The 2,440-nt window shown below is 70.7% G+C and carries 2 protein-coding genes; one reads left to right on the top strand and one right to left on the bottom strand.

The features are described 5' to 3' along the window. Positions 1–1,184: DEAD/DEAH box helicase (locus ACLU3S_RS36690; RefSeq protein WP_413956304.1), on the bottom strand; the 1,184-nt coding region annotated here is incomplete at its 3' end. 514 nt (positions 1,185–1,698) lie between these two features. Between ACLU3S_RS36690 and ACLU3S_RS36685 the strand changes: the two genes are divergently transcribed. Further along, the coding region (locus tag ACLU3S_RS36685) for a ferritin-like fold-containing protein (protein WP_413956303.1) at positions 1,699–2,440 on the top strand (742 nt) is incomplete at its 3' end.

Raw genomic sequence — 2,440 nt, 5'->3', positions numbered from 1 at the left:
CCCAGGTCCTCCAGCTCCTCCGCCTCCAGGCCGGCACGGGTCCGCGCCGAGCGAGGCAGTATGCCCTTCGTGCCCTCGGGGATGCCGAGGTCGGAGAACAGGTGCGGGGACGAGGAGTACGTCTCCACGGGGTCGTTGAAGTCCAGCTCCAGCGCCTTGTTGATCAGCTGCCAGCGCGGGATGTCGTCCCAGTCGACGAACGTGATGGCCGTACCCTTCGCGCCCGCGCGGCCGGTACGGCCGACCCGGTGCAGGTACGTCTTCTCGTCCTCGGGGGACTGGTAGTTGATGACGTGGGTGACGCCCTCGACGTCGATGCCGCGCGCGGCGACGTCGGTGCAGACCAGCACGTCGACCTTGCCGTTGCGGAAGGCGCGCAGCGCCTGCTCGCGGGCGCCCTGGCCGAGGTCGCCGTGGACCGCGCCCGCGGCGAACCCGCGGCGCTGGAGCTGCTCGGCGATGTCGGCGGCCGTGCGCTTGGTGCGGCAGAAGATCATCGCCAGCCCGCGGCCCTCGGCCTGCAGGATGCGGGCGACCATCTCCGGCTTGTCCATGTTGTGCGCGCGGTAGACGAACTGCTTGATGTTCGCGACCGTGGCGCCCTCGTCGTCCGGCGCGGTGGCACGGATGTGCGTGGGCCGGGACATGTAGCGGCGCGCGAGGCCGATGACCGCGCCCGGCATGGTCGCCGAGAACAGCATGGTCTGACGCCTGGCCGGCAACATGTCGATGATCTTCTCGACGTCGGGCAGGAAGCCCAGGTCGAGCATCTCGTCGGCCTCGTCGAGGACCAGGCACTTGATGTGCTGGAGGTTCAGCTTCTTCTGGCCCGCGAGGTCGAGCAGGCGGCCCGGGGTGCCGACGACCACGTCGACGCCCTTCTTCAGGGCCTCCACCTGCGGCTCGTAGGCCCGGCCGCCGTAGATCGCCGTCACGCGCACGTTGCGGACCTTGCCGGCCGTCAGCAGGTCGTTGGTGACCTGGGTGCACAGCTCGCGCGTGGGGACGACGACGAGGGCCTGCGGGGCGTCGGTGAGGGCGTCGGGGGCCGCGCGTCCGGCCTCCACGTCGGCGGGGACGGTCACGCGCTCGAGGAGCGGAAGGCCGAAGCCCAGCGTCTTGCCGGTGCCGGTCTTGGCCTGGCCGATGACGTCCGTGCCGGAGAGGGCGACGGGGAGCGTCATCTCCTGGATGGGGAAGGGGTTGATGATGCCGACGGCCTCCAGGGCCTCGGCGGTCTCGGGAAGGATCCCCAGGTCTCGAAAGGTGGTAGTCAGGGTGCTGCCTCTTCTGTGTGGTGCGGTGCGAGGCGAGCGCGGGGGTCATGGATCATGGCTGACCGTGCCGGGGACGTCGGCTGCCGTACGGGCGAACCACTCGGGCAAGCCGTATGACACGGGACCTCTGCCGACGCTCTAGCGCTCGTACCGCTGAGGGTGTCCCTCCGGTTGCCGTACGACGGACTGCGCCGTACGGCCAGGGAGGGCTGTCGGGTCGGAGCCGATCGGGCCACCGACCGGGCATCCTCATGCGTGCGGCCTGTCGGAACACGTCGAACACCGTCGACGCACTCAGCAGGCGCATTACCACCATACCCCGGAATCGCGCACACGCGATGGCCGAATTGGTCACGTAGTCGTGGTCACAGTGGTTGACCAGGGGCTTCGCAGGGGCGTCGAGCGGGCTATTGTGCGCCTCATGACTAGCTCTGACAAGCCTCGGAACGCGTCCGCCGCCGCCCCCGAACCGACCGGTGTCGCCGCCCAGGACTGGGCGAAGGCCTCTGCGGACCCGCACTACCGCGCCGCGGTCGTGGATCTGCTCGGCGCGCTCGCGTACGGGGAGCTCGCGGCGTTCGAGCGGCTCGCGGAGGACGCCAAGCTGGCGCCGACCCTCGCGGACAAGGCGGAGCTGGCGAAGATGGCCTCGGCCGAGTTCCACCACTTCGAGCGGCTGCGCGACCGGTTGACCGAGATCGGCGAGGAGCCGACGGCCGCGATGGACCCGTTCGTCGCGGCGCTCGACGGCTTCCACAAGCAGACGGCGCCGTCGGACTGGCTGGAGGGCCTGGTCAAGGCGTACGTCGGAGACTCGATCGCGAGCGACTTCTACCGGGAGGTCGCCGCCCGGCTCGACTCCGACACGCGCGAACTGGTTCTCGCCGTCCTCGACGACACCGGGCACGCCGGGTTCGCGGTGGAGAAGGTGCGGGCCGCCATCGACGCCGACCCGCGCGTGGGTGGCCGGCTGGCGCTGTGGGCGCGGCGGCTGATGGGGGAGGCGCTGTCGCAGTCCCAGCGGGTGGTCGCCGACCGGGACGCGCTGTCGACCATGCTCGTGGGCGGGGTGGCCGACGGGTTCGACCTCGCGGAGGTCGGGAAGATGTTCTCGCGGATCACGGAGGCGCACACCAAGCGGATGGCTGCGCTGGGCCTGGCCG

The sequence above is a fragment of the Streptomyces sp. AF1A genome (assembly GCF_047340315.1).
Classification (GTDB): Bacteria; Actinomycetota; Actinomycetes; order Streptomycetales; family Streptomycetaceae; genus Streptomyces.
Note: the sequence above shows the minus strand (reverse complement) of the source record. Positions and strands in the feature narration are given on the sequence as shown.